The 18,283-nt window shown below is 59.6% G+C and carries 12 protein-coding genes; 6 read left to right on the top strand and 6 right to left on the bottom strand.

All coding sequences use genetic code 11. The annotated features are described in order from the left end of the window. Positions 1-332 precede the first annotated feature (332 nt). Positions 333-1,409 carry an S-methyl-5-thioribose-1-phosphate isomerase gene (gene mtnA / locus BLU01_RS21855; protein ID WP_092279401.1) on the bottom strand — a complete coding sequence of 359 codons (1,077 nt, stop codon included), beginning with the start codon at positions 1,407-1,409 and terminating at the stop codon, positions 333-335. A gap of 108 nt (positions 1,410-1,517) precedes the next feature. Here mtnA and BLU01_RS21850 point away from each other — a divergent pair, with 108 nt between their 5' ends. The 5 genes from BLU01_RS21850 to BLU01_RS21830 all read left to right on the top strand — a co-directional run bounded on the left by BLU01_RS21850 (position 1,518) and on the right by BLU01_RS21830 (position 6,386). Next, a complete protein-coding gene (locus tag BLU01_RS21850; RefSeq protein ID WP_092279398.1) occupies positions 1,518-2,852 on the top strand; it encodes a TRZ/ATZ family hydrolase in 1,335 nt (444 codons plus the stop codon). A gap of 59 nt (positions 2,853-2,911) precedes the next feature. After that, positions 2,912-3,610 (top strand): bifunctional 2-polyprenyl-6-hydroxyphenol methylase/3-demethylubiquinol 3-O-methyltransferase UbiG, encoded by a 699-nt coding sequence (gene ubiG / locus BLU01_RS21845; protein ID WP_092279395.1) that lies wholly within the window; start codon positions 2,912-2,914, stop codon positions 3,608-3,610. A 4-nt stretch (positions 3,611-3,614) separates the two neighbouring features. Further along, the gene (mupP, locus tag BLU01_RS21840; RefSeq protein ID WP_092279393.1) at positions 3,615-4,286 is read left to right on the top strand and encodes an N-acetylmuramic acid 6-phosphate phosphatase MupP; all 672 of its coding nucleotides are present in this window, start codon (positions 3,615-3,617) and stop codon (positions 4,284-4,286) included. A gap of 29 nt (positions 4,287-4,315) precedes the next feature. Beyond that, complete coding sequence (locus BLU01_RS21835) at positions 4,316-5,056, top strand: YciK family oxidoreductase (RefSeq protein WP_092279391.1); 741 nt, start codon at positions 4,316-4,318, stop codon at positions 5,054-5,056. Positions 5,057-5,459: 403 nt separating this feature from the next. Next, entirely contained in the window at positions 5,460-6,386 is a 927-nt protein-coding gene (locus BLU01_RS21830) for a GGDEF domain-containing protein (RefSeq protein WP_092279389.1), read from the top strand. Positions 6,387-6,520: 134 nt separating this feature from the next. On the opposite strand, the gene BLU01_RS21825 is transcribed toward BLU01_RS21830, so the two are convergent. After that, positions 6,521-7,282, bottom strand: a complete 762-nt coding sequence (locus BLU01_RS21825) for a TenA family transcriptional regulator (protein WP_408003122.1) — start codon at positions 7,280-7,282, stop codon at positions 6,521-6,523. A gap of 78 nt (positions 7,283-7,360) precedes the next feature. Continuing rightward, positions 7,361-9,820, bottom strand: coding sequence for an EAL domain-containing protein (locus tag BLU01_RS21820; RefSeq protein WP_092279385.1), 2,460 nt, complete (start codon positions 9,818-9,820; stop codon positions 7,361-7,363). A gap of 297 nt (positions 9,821-10,117) precedes the next feature. On the opposite strand from BLU01_RS21820, the gene BLU01_RS21815 reads away from it, so the two are divergent. Continuing rightward, the gene (locus BLU01_RS21815) at positions 10,118-14,758 is read left to right on the top strand and encodes a hypothetical protein (RefSeq protein WP_092279383.1); all 4,641 of its coding nucleotides are present in this window, start codon (positions 10,118-10,120) and stop codon (positions 14,756-14,758) included. Positions 14,759-14,787: 29 nt separating this feature from the next. On the opposite strand, the gene BLU01_RS21810 is transcribed toward BLU01_RS21815, so the two are convergent. From BLU01_RS21810 to trhO, 3 genes are read right to left on the bottom strand one after another with little or no spacing between them, the layout of a single operon-like run. Next, entirely contained in the window at positions 14,788-16,581 is a 1,794-nt protein-coding gene (locus BLU01_RS21810; RefSeq protein WP_167370481.1) for an ABC transporter ATP-binding protein, read from the bottom strand. 28 nt (positions 16,582-16,609) lie between these two features. Continuing rightward, positions 16,610-17,212: a DsbA family protein gene (locus tag BLU01_RS21805; RefSeq protein WP_178076591.1), complete on the bottom strand. Its 603-nt coding sequence runs from the start codon at positions 17,210-17,212 to the stop codon at positions 16,610-16,612. Positions 17,213-17,252: 40 nt separating this feature from the next. Next, on the bottom strand, positions 17,253-18,194 hold the full coding sequence (gene trhO, locus BLU01_RS21800) for an oxygen-dependent tRNA uridine(34) hydroxylase TrhO (protein ID WP_092279379.1): 942 nt from the start codon (positions 18,192-18,194) through the stop codon (positions 17,253-17,255). Positions 18,195-18,283 lie beyond the last annotated feature (89 nt).

Genomic DNA, 18,283 nt, shown 5'->3' with positions numbered 1-18,283 from the left:
CCATGGATCTGCGCAGTAAAGACAACCCCGTGGGACTGCCTCGGAAAACGCCGGATGTTATCACAAAGGCCGCCACGCACCTATCCCCCTGATGCGCATGGAGCATAGTAAGTTGACCGGTGACAGGCTCAACGGGGACGAGAGAAGCTTAGAGCCGCGGTGAATGCAGATTCGGGGATAAGATCCAACGTGTTTACTGGCCACAGGACCCCTTCGCGAGCAAGCTCGCTGCCACATTGAATCCCGGTTGAGCCGAACATTGCGGCCACACCTCGATCAACTGTGGGAGCGAGCTTGCTCGCGAAGGCGATTTTAGCTGACAACAAATACCGTCAATGCAGACGCTTGCGGCACATCAATTGGGCCATTTTCGCGGTATCCGGGCGCTCGACGATGCCCTTCTCGGTGACGATTGCATCGATCAGGTCCGCCGGCGTCACGTCGAACACCGGGTTGAACGCCTCGACTTCCGCGCCGACCCGCTGGCCGCCAACGCTGAGCAATTCGCTGCCATCGCGCTCTTCAATCGGGATGTCGTCGCCACTGGCGAGGTTCATGTCGATGGTCGAGCTCGGCGCCACCACCATGAAGCGCACGCCGTGGTGCATGGCGCTGACCGCCAGTTGGTAGGTGCCGATCTTGTTCGCCACATCGCCATTGGCGGTAATGCGGTCGGCGCCGACGATCACCCAAGTGATGCCTTTGGTCTTCATGATATGCGCGGCGGCGGAGTCGGCATTCAGCGTCACCGGGATGCCTTCGTTGGCCAGTTCCCACGCAGTCAGCCGCGAACCTTGCAGCCACGGACGGGTTTCATCGGCGTAGACGCGCTCGACCATGCCTTCGAGGAACGCCCCGCGAATCACCCCCAACGCCGTGCCGAAGCCGCCAGTAGCGAGGGCGCCGGTGTTGCAGTGGGTGAGGATGGCCTGGGCGTTGCCCTGATGTTTGCGGATCAAATCGACGCCGAGTTGCGCCATGGTCAGGTTGGCTTCGCGATCACTTTCATGAATCGCGATGGCTTCCGCTTCCAGCGCTGCCAGCGGGTCGGCATCTTCCTTCAAGCGATCAAGGCGATCACGCATGCGACCGAGCGCCCAGAACAGATTGACCGCGGTCGGACGCGAATCGGCGAGCAACGCGTAATCCTCTTCCCACTCGGCTTGCCAGTCGCCGCCCTCGGCAATCCGCGCGCGCGCCGACAGCACCATGGCGTACGCGGCACTGATGCCGATCGCCGGGGCGCCGCGCACTACCATCGAGCGGATAGCCTCGGCCACGCCGGCGGCGCTGGTGTAGGCAATCCAGGTTTCCTCGAACGGCAGAATCCGCTGATCCAGCAGGTACAGGGCGCCATCACGCCAATCGATGGCCTTCACCTTCTCCGCAGCCAACAGTCGATCGCGCATCCCACACCCCGCACTCATGAACAAAAGCCGCCGATTATAGCGATCCCCCGGCGAAGACGCTCGGGTATACTTCGCCATCCTTTACAAAAGCACTGGAACCGACCCTCGATGCCGAAACCTGCCGTTGCGCTCGACTTATTATTGCTGCCGACCTGGCTGGTACCCGTCGAACCCGCTGGCGTGGTCCTCAAAGAACATGGCTTGGGCATCCGCGACGGTCGCATCGTGTTTATCGGCCCGCGTGCCGAAGCGCTGAAGTGTAACGCCACGCAAGTGCGCGAGTTGCCGGACGTGCTGCTCGCCCCGGGCCTGATCAACGCTCACGGCCACGCCGCGATGACGCTGTTCCGTGGCCTGGCCGACGATCTGCCGTTGATGACCTGGCTGGAAAACCACATCTGGCCGGCGGAAGCCAAGTGGGTCGATGAAGAGTTCGTCCGCGATGGCACCGACCTGGCGATCGCCGAGCAGATCAAGGGCGGCATCACCTGCTTCTCAGACATGTATTTCTTCCCGAAGGTTGCCAGTGAGCGCGTGCACAACAGCGGCATTCGCGCGCAAATCGCCATTCCGATCCTCGATTTTCCGATCCCCGGCGCGGCTTCGGCGGATGAAGCCATTCGTCAGGGCGTCGAGCTGTTCGGCGACCTCAAGCACCACGAGCGCATCAAAATCACTTTCGGCCCTCACGCGCCGTACACCGTGGGCGATGAAAACCTCGAGAAAATCCGGGTGATCGCCGAAGAGCTGGACGCGGCGATTCACATGCACGTCCACGAAACCGCTTTCGAAGTGCAGCAAGCGGTGGAACAGCGCGGTGAGCGTCCGTTGGCCCGCCTCGGTCGCCTGGGCCTGCTCGGGCCGCGCTTTCAGGCGGTTCACATGACCCAGATCAGCGATGAAGACCTGGCCCTGCTGGTAGAAAGCAACACCAATGTGATTCATTGCCCTGAGTCGAACCTGAAACTCGCCAGCGGCTTCTGCCCGGTTGAGCGTCTGTGGCAGGCCGGCGTCAACGTTGCCATCGGCACCGACGGCGCGGCCAGCAACAATGACCTCGACCTGCTGGGCGAAACCCGCACCGCCGCGTTGCTGGCCAAAGCGGTCGCCGGTTCAGCCACCGCGCTCGACGCCCATCGCGCGTTGCGCATGGCGACGCTCAACGGCGCCCGCGCCCTCGGGATCGAGGCTGACGTTGGTTCGCTGGAAATCGGCAAGGCTGCGGACATTGTCGCGTTCGACCTGTCGGGCCTGGCGCAGCAACCGATCTACGACCCGGTTTCGCAGCTTATATACGCCACCGGCCGCGACTGCGTGAAACACCTGTGGGTTGCCGGCAAGCAATTGCTCGACGACAAACGCCTGACGCGCCTGGATGAAGCACAACTCTGCGCCACGGCCAAGGCCTGGGGCCAACGCATCAGCGGCCACACCGAATCGTAAGCACCTCGGTCAAACACCGGGGGCAAACAGGATTTTTCAAGTTTTAGAGGATTTAAACCATGAGCAACGTCGACCACGCCGAAATCGCCAAATTCGAAGCCCTGGCCCATCGCTGGTGGGACCGCGAAAGCGAGTTCAAACCGCTGCACGACATTAACCCGCTGCGGGTCAACTGGATTGACGAACGGGTCAATCTGGCCGGCAAGAAAGTCCTCGACGTCGGTTGCGGCGGCGGCATCCTCAGCGAAGCCATGGCTCAGCGCGGCGCCACGGTCATGGGCATCGACATGGGCGAAGCGCCGCTGGCCGTTGCGCAATTGCATCAACTGGAATCCGGCGTGACCGTCGAATACCGCCAGATCACCGCCGAAGCACTGGCCGAAGAAATGCCCGAGCAGTTCGACGTGGTCACTTGCCTGGAAATGCTCGAGCACGTGCCGGACCCGTCCTCGGTAATCCGCGCCTGCTTCAAGATGGTCAAACCGGGCGGCCAGGTGTTCTTCTCTACGATCAACCGCAACCCCAAGGCCTACCTGTTCGCGATCATCGGCGCTGAATACATCATGAAGTTGTTGCCGCGCGGCACCCACGACTTCAAGAAATTCATCCGCCCTTCCGAGCTTGGTGCCTGGAGCCGCATGGCCGGCCTGACCGTCAAGGACATCATCGGCCTGACGTACAACCCGCTGACCAAACACTACAAACTGGCGCCGGACGTCGACGTCAATTACATGATCCAGACCCTGCGCGAGGAGTAAGCCGATGCGAATCAGAGCAGTCCTTTTCGACATGGACGGCACCCTGCTCGACACCGCGCCGGACTTCATTGCCATCTGCCAGGCAATGCGCGCTGATCGTGGTTTGCCGCCGATGAACGACAAACACATTCGCGACGAGATCTCCGGCGGCGCGAAAGCCATGGTCGCGGTGACGTTTTCGATGGACCCGGAATCGCCGGGTTTCGAGGAATTGCGCCTGGAGTTCCTTGAGCGCTACCTCGTCGGTTGCGCGGTGCATAGCAAGCTGTTCGATGGCATGGGCGAATTGTTGGCCGACATCGAGAAAGCCAATCTGATCTGGGGCGTGGTCACCAACAAGCCGTTGCGTTTTGCCGAACCGATCATGCAGCAACTGGGGTTGGCCGAGCGCTCGGCAGTGCTGATCTGCCCGGACCATGTGAGGAACAGCAAGCCGGATCCGGAGCCGTTGATTCTCGCGTGCAAGATGCTCGACCTCGATCCGGCGAGTGTGTTGTTTGTCGGCGATGACTTGCGTGATATCGAGTCGGGCCGCGATGCCGGGACCAAAACCGCGGCGGTGACATTTGGCTACATCCACCCGGACGATAACCCGCGGCACTGGGGCGCGGACGTGGTGGTCGATCATCCGCTGGAGCTGCGCAAGGTGTTGGACAGCGCGTTGTGCAGCTGTTAAGTCGCTTTCTGATTTGTTGAGGTTTTTTCATGTTTGATTATTCCGCTCGCCCCGAACTGCTCAAGGGCCGGGTCATTCTGGTGACTGGCGCTGGCCGTGGCATCGGCGCCGCTGCTGCGAAGGCCTATGCCGCCCACGGCGCGACCGTGTTGTTGCTGGGCAAGACCGAAGCCAACTTGACTCAGGTCTACGACGAAATCGAAGCGGCTGGCCATGCGCAACCGGCGGTTATCCCGTTCAACCTCGAAACCGCCCTGCCGCATCAATACGATGAGCTGGCAGCGATGATCGAAACCGAGTTCGGCCACCTCGATGGCCTGCTGCACAACGCGTCGATCATTGGTCCGCGCACGCCGATCGAGCAGTTGTCCGGCGAAAACTTCATGCGCGTGATGCACGTCAACGTCAACGCGATGTTCATGCTCACCAGCACGCTGCTGCCGTTGCTCAAATTGTCCCAGGATGCTTCGGTGGTGTTCACCTCCAGCAGCGTCGGGCGCAAGGGCCGCGCGTATTGGGGCGCTTACGGCGTGTCGAAATTCGCCACCGAAGGGCTGATGCAAACGCTCGCCGATGAAGTCGATACCGTCGCGCCCGTGCGATCCAACAGCATCAACCCCGGTGCCACCCGCACCAGCATGCGCGCCCAGGCTTATCCGGGGGAAAATCCGCTGAACAACCCGACGCCCGAGGAGATCATGCCGGTCTACCTGTACCTGATGGGTCCGGACAGCACAGGCATCAATGGCCAGGCGTTCAACGCGCAATAACCCTCGATTCCCCCCGATATACCGTCAGTAACTCCCGCACGTCGCTTTGTGCCGCGGCATTTATCCGTCGCGGCACACGGCAATCGTCGTAACTTTCGCATTTTCCAGTCAAACAATTGCCGCGATTCTTACCGCCCCGTCTAGCTAGGCGTTGTAATCCCATGATTTTGCACGGATTTTATTCGAGTGAACTGAATGGCACGACTTTCGCTCTAATTTGTTCAGACAGACGTGTGAAAGCAGTTGGCAGTGGCGCCAGAATCGATAGGTTACTTATCTTCGATAAAGCGGACTAGACTCGTACCAAATGTCCTACGGGACTGACGGACCAGTATGACGCGCAGCCCAAAGCCGCTCTCACCCAGCCTGTAAGACAGCCTTACTGCTTAGGGGCTCACGCCATATGAAATCTCCATCCCAGACCAACGCAATTGACTTCGATCGTGCGAAATTGCAACGCCTGGGCTTCGGTCAACAGCCTGCGCTTCTGGAACGGCCGGTCAGCCTTGCGCAATTGCGCCAGCAACTGGGTCTGCAATTGCAGACCAGCCTTGAGCCACAACGCATTCTGGGCCTGTTCTTTCGCGAAATTCAGCGCCTCGTGCCGCTGGATGCTTTGAGTTACCGCCACCAGACCAGCGATTTGCGTCTGGAATTCGGTCAGCGCGGTCACCATACCGTCAGCTATAACCTCAGCCACGAAGGCGAGCATTTGGGTGAACTGGTGTTCCGCCGCAATCAGCGTTTCAGCGAGCAGGAACAAGGTCATCTGGAATCGTTGCTGTCGGCGCTGCTGTTCCCTATGCGCAACGCCCTGCTCTACCGCGCGGCGACCCAGAGCGCTCTGCGCGATCCGCTGACCGGCACCGGCAACCGCGTCGCCATGGACCAGACGCTGCAACGCGAAATTGAAATGGCCCGCCGGCATATGCAGCCGTTGTCGTTGCTGATGCTCGATATCGACCACTTCAAACGCGTCAACGACAGCCACGGCCACAGCGCTGGTGATGAAGTGCTCAAAGCCGTCGCAGCCTCGATCAAAAGCCAGTTGCGCAATGTCGACATGGTGTTCCGTTTTGGCGGTGAGGAGTTTTTGATCCTGCTGTCCAACACGCCCCGTGAGGCAGCAGCGATGGTCGGCGAGCGCTTGCGCTTTGCCGCGCAGGCTCAGGAATATCTCGCCGATGGGCAGATGATCGACCTGACCGTCAGCCTCGGTTGCTCAACGTTGCTGCCCGGCGAATCCGCCGAAAGCCTGCTGCGTCGTGCAGACAGCGCGCTGTACGTGGCCAAGCGCGAGGGGCGTAATCGCTTGGCGATGGCGGGCTGAGTCTTCAGCAGCCGCACAAATCAATGTGGGAGCGAGCCCGCTCGCGATGAACGATAACTCGGTATGCCGCTTACACCGAGTTGTCTGCATCGCGAGCAAGCTCGCTCCCACAGTTGTTTGCGGTGACGCTAAGCTCAGCCTTCGACCAGCGCCATTCGCTCACGGCTTACCGACGAACGTTCGGCATGTTCCAGCTGCATGCAGCGTTCAAGGAACAGGAACATGTAGTCGTAGCTCTTGCACACCGCTTGGCGCAATTCCACTTGCAGTGACTTGCTCGGGTTCATCCCGGCCAGGGTGCAGATGATTTCCAGCGCTTCCCACGGGTGGGCATCGTCGTACTGAGCGTGCATCTTCAGCCATTTCATCGCGCGCTTGCGACCCTCTTCCGGGAACGCCGCTGCATAGACGCCACTGGAACAAACCACCGCCGACCACTCGCCGGTCGCGCCTTCGATCGCATAGTTGGTCGCGGCAATCGCCACGATCAGCGAATCCGACGAACTGGTGTGCCAACACCAATGGCTCAACGCGTGCAGTTCCGGGGCAACTTGCTGTGCCTGCAAATCTTCCAGGCTGATCCCGTGAGAACGGCTCCAGTGCACCCAGTAATCGGCGTGGTTGAGTTCGACGCGAATGTTGCGCATCAGCCAGCGCCGCGCCATGTCTTCGCCGGGATGGCGGGCGAAGCGGGTCTTGGTGAGGTTTTGTGCCATATACAACGCGAACTGCTCGACAACTGGCCAGCCACCGATGAGGTACTGACGCATGGTCCTGGCGCTGAGTTTGTTGTCTCGCATGCGCTGATACAGTTCGTGTTCGACTACCCGGCGCTTGCTCTCGCTGCAATCCTCGATGAGTTGCTGTGCCCAGGCTGGGTAACTCGCAGCTTCCATGAGTGGTCCGGTTCGGTTGAATGTATCGATCACTGTTCGGCTCCTTTTGATTGTGATTGTCAGATCAACGAGAGATGTTCAACGGAACGTGCCAGGCGCCTTGAACAACAGCGGTTGCGGTCTGGCCGGACGACTTAGCAAACTGTCGCAGTTAAACAACTGCGGGCGTTCGATTACATACCCTTGAGCGTAATCAACACCGATCTCGAGCAGTGCCTGCTCGATCTGCGGTGTCTCGACAAACTCGGCAATAGTGCGCTTACCCATGACATGGCCGATATGGTTAATCACTTCGACCATTGCCCGGTTAATCGGGTCGTCCAACATGTCCTTAACGAAACTCCCGTCGATCTTCAGGAAGTCTACAGGTAAATGTTTCAAGTAAGCGAATGAAGACATTCCGGCGCAAAAGTCATCCAGTGAAAAGTGGCAGCCTAAACCTTTGAGTTCATTAATAAATCTGATTGCACTCGCCAAATTCGCAATAGCGCTGGTTTCGGTAATTTCAAAACAAATCATTTCAGGAGGAATAGCGTAAGTAACAAACTGTTCACGCAGGAAGTGCAAAAACGCCTCATCTCCGATAGTAATGCCTGACAGATTAATCGCACACATGGCTAACGGCGCCTTATGTTGTTGCGCTATACATTGCGCGATGATCTTGAATACATTCTCGACAACCCAACGATCCAGCGATGTCATCAAACCATAACGTTCAGCGGCAGGAATGAAACTGTCGGGAAGTATCATGCGCCCGGCTTCGTCATGCAGGCGCAAGAGTATTTCTATATGTCCGCCAGCCTTCTCGGTATGCCCCAACGGGGCAATTTCCTGGGCATATAAACAGAAGCGGTTCTCTTCCAGCGCCATGTGCAAGCGCTGCACCCAAGCCATTTCGCCGAAGCGCATCGACAGTTCCGAATCGTCGGCATGGTAGACCTGAACCCGGTTGCGGCCCTTTTCCTTGGCCATGTAACAGGCCATATCGGCGGCGCGCAGCGAGGCTTCGAGGGTGGTCGGGGTTTGCGCCACATGCACCAGGCCGATGCTTACTGTGGTCAGGAATGGCCGGCCCTTCCACACAAAATGCAGGTTTTGCACGGTCTGGCGCAGCACTTCGGCGATTTTCTCCGCGGCTTCCGGCGCGCAGTTTTCCAGCAAAATGCCGAACTCGTCGCCGCCCAGCCGCGCCAAGGTGTCACCTTCGCGCAGATCCGATTGCAGCAATACGCAGATATGCCGCAGCAACTCGTCCCCCGCCGCATGGCCGCTGGTGTCGTTGACCAGCTTGAACTGATCGAGGTCGAGGAACATCAGCGAATGGCGCCCGGTCTGGCGCGTCAGATTGTGCAGCGCCTGCTCCAGGCGATATTCGAATTCGCGACGGTTGGCCAGCCCGGTCAAAGCGTCGTGGGTCGCTTGCCACGACAGATTGGCGATGTATTGCCGCTCCTGCGTCATGTCGTGCAGCACCAGGACCGTGCCGCTGACCTTGCCGGCGTTGCTGATCGGCGCGCCCACCAAGGTCACCGAAACGGTGCTGCCGTCGAGGCGCTGAAGCAGTTTCGAATGCTCGCTGCCGCCGCTGAGCTGGCCGCTCAAAATTCTTTCGATCAACGTGAAGCCGTCAGTCTGGGCATTCTCGTCGAGCAGATTGAACAGCGCCGCCAATGGCAGACCGGTCGCCTGTTCGGCTTTCCAGTGCGTCAGCGCCTCGGCGGCCGGGTTCATGTAGGCAATCGCGCCGTCGACGTCGGTGGTAATCACGCCGTCGCCGATGGATTGCAGGGTGATTTGCGCGCGTTCTTTTTCCAGTTGCAGCGCGTCGGCGAAGGCGTGGCGCTGCTTGAGCAACTTGTGGGTGCGCAGCAACGCCAACACGATCAGCCCCAGCGCTGTGGCCAGGTTGGTCACCAGCAGCAAGCGCAGAATCAACCGCGACCCTTCGCCCAGCGCATCGCTGAAAGCCCGGGCGGCCGGGGTGACGGCGTCATTGATGGCGAATATCTGCGCTTTCCAGCGCTGGATATCGGCGGCGCTGGCCTGGTCATTCAGTACGCGTTGGTGCATTTGCTGCGCGACGTTGTCCAGCTGCACCAGATAGGCATCGCCGACCTTCCAGCGGTCGATGGCTTTTTCCAGGTAACTGAAATGCCGAAAGTTGAGGTACAGCCAGATCACGCTGGCGACGTCGTCAGGATGATTGCCGCCCTTGAGAATGCCGACCCGCGCGGCGTCGAGGTCCGGCGGTTGTTTATCGAGCGCCAGGCGCAGCTCATGCCCACCTTGAGGCACGGTCAGCGCATTCTGGTATTTGAGGTAGATCGCCTCGTCGCGGCTGTCGGCGTAGAGGTTGAGGTAATAGATCGCGTCTTTCTGGCCTTTTGACCACAGGCTTTCACCGGCGACATAGCCGCGAACGGCCGACAGCACATAAAGGCTGACGCCACCCAGCAACGCCTGAAACAGCACAACGGCAATAAACGGCCAGACGATGCCCAACAATCGCGGCGTTCCGAGAGTCCGGTTTGGCTTCATGAGGTCCCTTGCATAGGTACTGCCTGATCATCATCCAGATCCGACCACTGTCGCAAGACTAGGAGGCGTTCGCACTCCTCGCAAGGAAGCCGCTGCTCACGATGTGGTCAGTTCCCCATAAATGACGTTTTTTGAGCGTAGATGGGGCAAAACTTGGTCAACAGCGCTGCGCAGAAATTCCAACTCGATAACGTCTGCCGCGATAACTATGTACCGCCAGCGCCGTCCTCCGATCGTTTGTAATTGCACCTAATCCCGCCGCCGCCCCTCTGACCAACGATCAAGACAAGGACGCTCATGCAAACCATCACTCCCAGTGGCCTGTTCCCGCCCACTTTTCCCACCGAGGCACAACTGCATACCGGCCAGCTGCACGACTACCAACTGATACTGTCCGCGATGAACGAGCCGCCCAGCGTTGTGCACCTCGCCAATCCGCTGATGATCGGGGCCTTTTCACCGCTGCGCCGGGTCAGCGAGGACGGGCTTAACGCGCTGTGGAACCTGCTGCGCGACAGACCCTACATCGACATGTGCAGCCGGAGGCAGATCAAACAGGGTGACCTGAGCGTTACGCTGGAGAACGGCAAATACGTGTACCGAGGCTGGATGGAGGATGGCAGCAAAGTCACTTTGCCATTGACCGAGCAAGCCAGTTGGCAAGTGCTGAAACCGCGAATCGAACGCGCGGCTTCTTTATTGGGCGGGCAGATCAATTCCAATCAAATGGTCAGCCTGGAAAGAATGTGCCGGTTCTATGGTTTCGCGGCATGGACGCCCAGACACCCGCAACAGCACCCCGCCGCGATCCAGCATGTGCAGGAAAAAATCGCCAGCCATCATCTGCGACTCGAAGACGACTTCAATATCCTCGCGCTCAGACGCCGGCCCACTGATAAGGATCGCAGCGCATTTCGCGCGAGCCGGCGCGAGTCTGCCGAGCAGAACACAGTCGATATACAACAGGTGCACACCGAGATTGTCCGCAAGGAAATAATCGAAACCGTGACAGCGTTTATGCCGCCAAGCCATACCTCGCCCCTGACCTGGCTGGCCAATGAAGTACTTGGTGACGCAACGTTGGAGCAAGTTCGGGCCACGCCTACTGTTTACTTGCAAAAGATTTTGCACAACGCCGAAGCGCAACGATTGAGCACACTGCTGTTAATAACCATGGGATGGTACGGGGCCGCTCCCGGTGAAGAGACTTCGCCAATGGTTCGCACACAACTGGTCGCCCAGGCCTTGCAACTATGGCTCAGTGAACCGAGTGATGAAAACTCCTCGGCGATTGCCGGTTATGCCTGGCAGGCGCAGACAAACTGGGGGAAAAGTTATCAGACTATTCGTCACGAATTTGAACAACACCTTATAACCACGCACCGTGCAGCCTGCGGGAAAGAGGCTGTTGTGATTGCGCGATTATTCCTGCGGCAATGGCCTGCCGAGTTTCGTGTGCGGGATATCCCCGATGATCTTTCCTACAGAAGTTCGATCGTCTGGTTCAACTTTGTGACGGGGGTGAACTTGATCAAGTTCATTGATCACCGATTGCTCGAGAGTCTGACGTTCCAGCAACTGGTCAACCTGCCGATTGCGCTGGCAGAAAGTACCACCGAAGACCGAACGGCTGACATTGCCCTGGCCAAACTTCAACCAACACTGGACTGGGCAGAAACCTATGCGGTGATTACCGCCAAACCTCGCGAACAATACACACATAACGATGTTGAAACTGCGCTGGCCCAGTTAGACAAATACACGGATGAAATCGACAAAGCCGTCAAGCAGTTGAACGAAGCACCCGTGCAGCGTCTGAACATTGCACAAAGAGAAATGGAAAAGATCTTCGGCAAAGTGGCGTTCCTCGCGGACGGTCGAAAGCTCGCGAGGAGGATCGGCCTTCACCTTCCTCGTGTGCTGGATGCGCCTTATCTCGAAGGCAAGGATTACAACGTGTATTCCTTCCTCGATGTGTTGGCGTCCGGTTTGTTTGATCGCCACGACACCTGGTTCGTCACCGAGGGCGATGGCGTGACCGTGGGCAAGCAATGGATTCGGATTGACGAACAACGCACGATCAAAACCGAAGCCGCTTGGCCGGCGCCCGGAAAATCCTTCGCAGGCCGTCCACTGGTCATCTCGCCCCGGGCCAGAATGCCGGATGTGAAGGCGCTGTTCGAGACCGAGTTCGCCGATTATTTGCAGCGCACCACCGGCGCCTACCAAACCCTTATCACGAGCCTGATTGCATCCTTGCCCAATGCGGATCGCCTGGCGCTGCAACTGGGCGAAGTCCGGATCTACAGCCTCAGAAAGCAAACCAGCGGGGTCGAGGCCCAGCATGAAACGGCGGAAAAGATTTTGCCGCTGCGGGCTCGCTACGGGCTGATCCTCGAGGCTGACTACGCGAGCCGGATCACTCACTACGAATTGTTGCCCAAGGCTGGCGTGATTCGGTGCCTCGGCCAATTGACACCTGAATGGTTGACTGGCGGATTGACAACCGAGCGTTGGTCGCTGAGAAAGTCGCTGAATGTTTCCGTTGAAGTTCGCCGTCACACCGACCTGCCTTTCGACTGGCAGGCGCATGCCACCGGAACTGTTCCCACGCCCAACGCGCGTTGCCAGGCAATCATTGAACCATTAGGCGCAACGCTCGCCGCCGCCACGGCCACCGAAATAAACCCGCTGCGCGTCGCACAGACACTGACCTCGCCGCGCATCGTCGATATCAGTCATGCCATCGCCTCCCAACTGTTATTCATCGACCCGAAAACCCTGCGCGACGCCGCTTACGGACAGACCGAGCCCGAACGCAAGGCCGACTGGTACAAAAAAGCAATCGAACTGGCGAAGTCCCTGGTGCCTTTCTGGGGCAGCCTCGACGACCTGGCCTCAAACGACAAGACGCGCTGGATCGAGGGCGCTTTCGGCCTGTTCGCCGACACACTCTCGTTCGTATTGCCGGTCGGCAAATACGCATCCGGTTCGGTGCGCCTGATTACCCGCACCGGCCAGCGGGCACTCCGGGCGCCATTGCCCTCGTTCAAGTTGCTGACGATGGAACTGATGATTTCGCTGGCGGACAATTTCAATCCGCTGGACGGCCCGGTTTCATTGCTGGCCGGTCTGGGCCATGTCTTGAACAAAACCAGCCGGGCCGGGCGACGCACATTCTTGCAGTTGCTGGGGCGCGCAGGTCGCTACGACCTGGTCCGCAGCCATCCGCAAATTACCGACGTTGGCCATTGGAAACCGCGGGCCGAAGGCGATCAACTGGTGCGCGTGAAAGGCATTGACGACGTGCCTGCGCGCAATCTGGCGGTTTCTGGCAAATCCGACTACCGACTGGTCGATCCGCTGTCGTCAAAACCCTACGGGCCGACGTTAGCCACCAAATCCGGCGAGCTGTCGCCGGGGCGGTCGTATTACAGTGCGCTGCACATGACCGACAGCCACGCCGTGGTCGATGTACCGAGCAGCGTCCGTGTGCGCGAACTGCTTGAGGTCGATGGCAGGACCACGCTGCTGATCGACGAAGCGCCCTACCGTCTCGACGACGATAAGCTGCATCGCGCCGACCTGATCGACGATCAAGGGCTAAAAAGACACCCCTGCCAGTTGCGTCGAGCCCCGGATTCAGGCGTCTGCGAGACCCGCTACGTCACGCGTGACCCGGCACCGACGCTGGCGGTTGGCGACTACGACGAAAGCAGAGCTTGGGCACTGTGGTTTGGCGACGTCATCTATACCCCGGCGACTGATCGCCCACCAATGCTGGCCTCGACTATCGCCCGGCACGCCACGCTCCAGGCCACGCTGGAGTTTCAGCAAGCGATGTTTGGCCGGGTGATGGTCAGCTTGCCAGTGCCGGGTCAGCCGCTGGTGGATAACCTGCGGGTCGGGGCGATTGTGGTCGAGGCCAGCGACAGCTCCAGGCACTACATTTTCACTCGCCTGAATGCTGGCGACTTTTATGTCGCCGAGCGCATCAAGGGGCAAATGCCCCATGAACTGTTGACGCTGAAGAAAGCCGAAACACTGTCCGCCGAGCTCCGCGATGAGCTGAAACAGGTCTACACCGGTTCGCTGAACGCCAACAACGTCGCGCGTATCCACGGCGTTGACGCGGTAGACCGGGCGCTGAAAACCATGGACGAGATTGCGATTCCCATCGGCGGCCATGCCAATCCACCCGACACCCTCAAATGGCTCTCGGTGCAGACCAGCCCGGGCGAAGCGGTGTTGTTCGACCATTCCACGCGCATGATCGTCAGCACCCTGCCGGAAGGCGCGACGTCGTGGTCACGCAGCAGAGAGGCGCCGGAGGTTTTCCGCCAGCGCACCGCAGAGATTTTCGACACGCTGTTTGTCAGGGAAACCATTCAGGTGAGGGCCAACAGCGACTTGAAAATCAACGCGGTCATGCAGGAGTTCCAGAAAACCCTTCCTTACAGACTACGTAGCGTGCGCGCCAGAAACATTGCTTATGCCGAAGTGGTAACGGCATCCGGCGCCCGCGAGGTGTACGTCAGTGTGTCCGGTGCGCAAGGGTTGACCGGTTATCTGCCGCTGTTCCGGCCGCCCTTTCATTCAGACCAGATGACCATTAACGGCACCACTTATTTCAACATTGATGCCGGCCAGACGTTGGTTCGCACCGCGTTGGATCTGACACCCGAAGGCAAGCTGCTGGCGGTGCCGCTGACGATCAACAACATCGAGACGTATCACCCGCAGATGACCGCGCGCCCGACCTCGCTGGACAGCGAAGCCAAGTTGATCAGCGTGATTCGCGAAAAATACCCGGAGCGCGCCATGATCAAATCCGTGAGCATCGCCACCACCATGCCGCCGTGTGGCAGTTGTTCGGTGGTGATCAAGGAGTTTGGCTACGACGGCGGGCAGAATGCGTTGGAGGTGCTGTGGAAGTGATGCCGCGCAAGTGACGCCGTGGCATCGACCTACTGGCGCTGCAAATGCCCGTAAAGCTTGGCGTACAAACCACCGTCGGCGATCAATTGCTGGTGATCGCCGTCCTCGGCCACGCGCCCGCCGTCGAACACTAGTACCCGGTCCGCCTGCTTAACCGCCGACAAGCGATGGGCAATGATCAACGTGGTGCGGCCATGGAGAAAACGCGCCAACGCTTCATGCAGGTTGTACTCGGTGGCGGCGTCCAGCGCGGACGTGGCTTCGTCGAGAATCACCACTTTCGGCTGGGCCAACACCATCCGCGCAATCGCCAGCCGTTGGCGCTGACCACCGGACAAGCGCACCCCGGAACGGCCGACGACACTGTCCAGCCCTTGCGGCAAGGCGCGCACGGTGGCGTCCAACTGGGCGATTTCCAGTGCTTGCCAGCAGGCTTCATCGCTGCGTTCGCGGCCCATGGTCAGGTTGGCGCGCACGGTGTCGTTGAACAGCGCCGGATGCTGCAACACCACGGCGACGTTCTCGCGCACCGTGGCCAAACCGATTTCTTCCTGGGTCGAACCGCCGAAACGAATGGTCCCGGCCAGCGGCGTGTACAAGCCCAGGAGCAATTGCACCAAGGTACTTTTGCCGCCGCCACTGGCGCCGACAATTGCGACTTTTTCACCGGGCGCAATGCTCAGGTGCATCTGGTCTAGAACCAAATCGTCGCCATAGCTGAAACTCAAACCCTGAATGTCGATGCCGACGGTTTCGCGCCCCTGAAACGGGTCAATGCCGCCGGGGTATTGCGGCTCATCGGCACGCGCGAGCAGTTCGTTGATCCGCGACAGCGCGCCGCCAGCGGCATAAAACGCGTATTGCAGATTCAGCAACTGCTCGACCGGGCCGATCATGAACCACAGATAGCTGAACACCGCGAGCATCTGGCCGATCGACAGGTCGGAAAACAGCACGGTGAGCATCGCTGCCGCGCGAAAGATATCGATGCCGAACTGGAACAGCAGGCCACTGGCGCGGTTCGACGCGTCGGTTTTCCACTGCGAGGTCACCGCGTAATCGCGCACTTCGCGGGCACGCTGGCCGAGGCGCCCGAGGAAAAACCCCTGACGGTTGCCGGCGCGCACTTCCTGAATCGAATCGAGGGTTTCGGTGAGGGCCTGGGTGAAACGCGAAGTGCTGTCGTTCTCGAGTTTCTTCAGGTGTTTGACGCGTTTGCCCAACTGCACCGTGGCGTAGATCACCAACGGGTTGAACAGCATGATCAGCAGCGCCAGTTTCCAGTGCATCCACATCAGAATGCTCGCGGTGCCGACCAGCGTCAGCATCGCCACGAGGAAACGACTGAGGGTTTCGCCGACAAATTTGTCCAACGTGTCGAGGTCGGTAACCAGGTGCGTGGTCACCGTGCCGCTGCCGAGGCTTTCGTATTCGCCGAGGGAAATTCGCTTTAGTCGCTCGATCAGGCGCACGCGGATGCGGTAGACGATGTCCTTGGCCAGCCCGGCAAACAGTTTTGCCTGCACCACGTTGAACAGCAACGCGCCGCAGCGCAGGACGAAGGTCACCAGCAACATCAAACCGATGTAACCGGCGGCTTTCTGCCAGGCGTCGGGCAAGGCGTGGTTCATGACTTTCAGCGCCGAATCACCGTGACCGAGCAGCACCTCGTCTACCAGCAACGGCAGTAGCAGCGGGATCGGCACGCTGCACAAAGTCGCCAGCACGGCGACACCGTTGGCGATCCACAAGGCTTTTTTGTGCTGCAAGGCCAGTCGGCGAATTTCCGCCCAGCTCAGTCGATCGACATGCTTGGGCGCCAGCGCATCATCGGGCAAGCCATTAGGCACATCAGGCACAGGCGGCGCGCTCCAGCCAGCGGCCGAGCAGCGGCGACAGTTCGCTCAAGGGTTGATAGCCGTTGGTCAGCAACGCCAGTTGGCCATCGCGCTCGGCGAGCAAGGTCGGGAAACCGGCGATGCCCAAGTCCTGCACCCAGGTGAAATCGGCGGCGGTGGCGGCGTGTTGGTCGGCGCGGTCGAACGCGGCGGCGAATTCGATGCGCGGTACGCCAGCCTGTTCGGCCAATTCCACCAGCACACTGGCGTGGGTGACGTCGCGACCTTCGGCGTAAAAAGCGTGCTGGATCAGCCCCAGCAGTTTCCACGCGCAATCGGGCGCCAGACTGCGCGCAGTCACCACGGCGCGGCACGCCGGTTCGGTGTCGTAGACAAATCCGTCGGGCAATGCGCCCTCGCGTTTGAACGGCTGGCCTGTGGCCTCGGTGACCGCTTGCCAGTGCTCAAGAATGTAGCGCCGAGTGGTCGGCTCCAGCGCCGAGCCGCTGCCGGTGCGCAAACCGCCGACCACCAAGTGCAATTCCACCCCTGCTGCCTGCGCCTGTTCGACCAGCGCTTCGGCCACCGGCGCGAAGCCCCAGCACCATGAACACATCGGGTCCATCACGTAGAGCAGGCGGCGGGCAGACATGGATTCAAGCCTCGGAAGGGGTTTGCTTGTAGTTGTAACCGATCGGGTGCGGCAGGTTGCGTGCCTTGGCCAGTTCGATCTGCTTCTGCCGGTCGATGGCGCTGCGACGTGTTTTCTCGCTCAGCTTATCCCAGCAATGCGGGCAACTGATGCCAGCCACATAGTGCTCGGATGCGCGGTCTTCGGCGCTGATCGGCGTACGACAGGCATGACATTGATCGTAGTCGCCTTCGCTCAGGTCATGGCGCACGGTCACGCGGTTGTCGAACACAAAGCAGTCGCCCTGCCATTTGGTTTCTTCCTGCGGCACTTCTTCGAGGTACTTGAGGATGCCGCCCTTGAGGTGATAAACCTCGTCGAAACCCTGGCTGAGCATGTAGCTCGAAGCCTTTTCGCAACGAATGCCGCCGGTGCAGAACATCGCGACTTTCTTGTGCACGGCCGGGTCGAAGTGTTCTTTGATGTAGTCGGGGAATTCGCGAAAACTGGTGGTTTTCGGATCGATGGCGCCTTCGAAGGTGCCGATCGCCACTTCGTAGTCGTTGCGGGTGTCGATCAACAGGACTTCCGGATCGCTGATCAAGGCGTTCCAGTTTTGCGGATCGACATAGGTGCCGACGGCTTTGTTCGGGTCCACGCCTTCGACGCCGAGGGTGACGATTTCTTTCTTAAGTTTGACTTTGGTGCGGTAGAACGGCTGGTCTTCGCAGTACGACTCTTTGTGGTCAATGTCGTCCATGCGTGGGTCGTTCTTGAGCCAGGCCATCAGCCCGTCAATGCCTTCGCGGCTGCCGGAAACGGTGCCGTTGATGCCTTCTTCGGCGATCAGCAAGGTGCCTTTGATGCCGTTGTCGACCATCGCTTGCAGCAATGGCTCGCGCATCTCGACGTAGTTTTCCAAAGTGACGAACTTATACAGTGCCGCCACGACAATCTGTTGTGTCATGGGTGATTCTCCAGGTGGCTACCCTCGTAAGGGGTGAACCGGATGCGAAAAAAAACGCGCCGGGTAAGCGGCGCGTTGGGCAGTCTAAC

It is taken from the genome of Pseudomonas prosekii, assembly GCF_900105155.1.
In the GTDB taxonomy this organism is placed as follows: Bacteria; Pseudomonadota; Gammaproteobacteria; order Pseudomonadales; family Pseudomonadaceae; genus Aquipseudomonas; species Aquipseudomonas prosekii.
The sequence above is the reverse complement of the archived record's forward strand: the minus strand, read 5'-3'. Positions and strand labels throughout refer to the sequence as shown.

Bases quoted from the DNA above. Each gene is read 5' to 3' on its own strand.
- BLU01_RS21825 (WP_408003122.1), bottom strand. From the start codon at position 7,282: ATGGAAGCTGCGAGTTACCCAGCCTGGGCACAGCAACTCATCGAGGAT.
- BLU01_RS21835 (WP_092279391.1), top strand. From the start codon at position 4,316: ATGTTTGATTATTCCGCTCGCCCCGAACTGCTCAAGGGCCGGGTCATT.
- mupP (WP_092279393.1), top strand. From the start codon at position 3,615: ATGCGAATCAGAGCAGTCCTTTTCGACATGGACGGCACCCTGCTCGAC.
- ubiG (WP_092279395.1), top strand. From the start codon at position 2,912: ATGAGCAACGTCGACCACGCCGAAATCGCCAAATTCGAAGCCCTGGCC.
- mtnA (WP_092279401.1), bottom strand. From the start codon at position 1,409: ATGCGCGATCGACTGTTGGCTGCGGAGAAGGTGAAGGCCATCGATTGG.
- BLU01_RS21850 (WP_092279398.1), top strand. From the start codon at position 1,518: ATGCCGAAACCTGCCGTTGCGCTCGACTTATTATTGCTGCCGACCTGG.
- BLU01_RS21820 (WP_092279385.1), bottom strand. From the start codon at position 9,820: ATGAAGCCAAACCGGACTCTCGGAACGCCGCGATTGTTGGGCATCGTC.
- trhO (WP_092279379.1), bottom strand. From the start codon at position 18,194: ATGACACAACAGATTGTCGTGGCGGCACTGTATAAGTTCGTCACTTTG.
- BLU01_RS21805 (WP_178076591.1), bottom strand. From the start codon at position 17,212: ATGTGTTCATGGTGCTGGGGCTTCGCGCCGGTGGCCGAAGCGCTGGTC.
- BLU01_RS21815 (WP_092279383.1), top strand. From the start codon at position 10,118: ATGCAAACCATCACTCCCAGTGGCCTGTTCCCGCCCACTTTTCCCACC.
- BLU01_RS21830 (WP_092279389.1), top strand. From the start codon at position 5,460: ATGAAATCTCCATCCCAGACCAACGCAATTGACTTCGATCGTGCGAAA.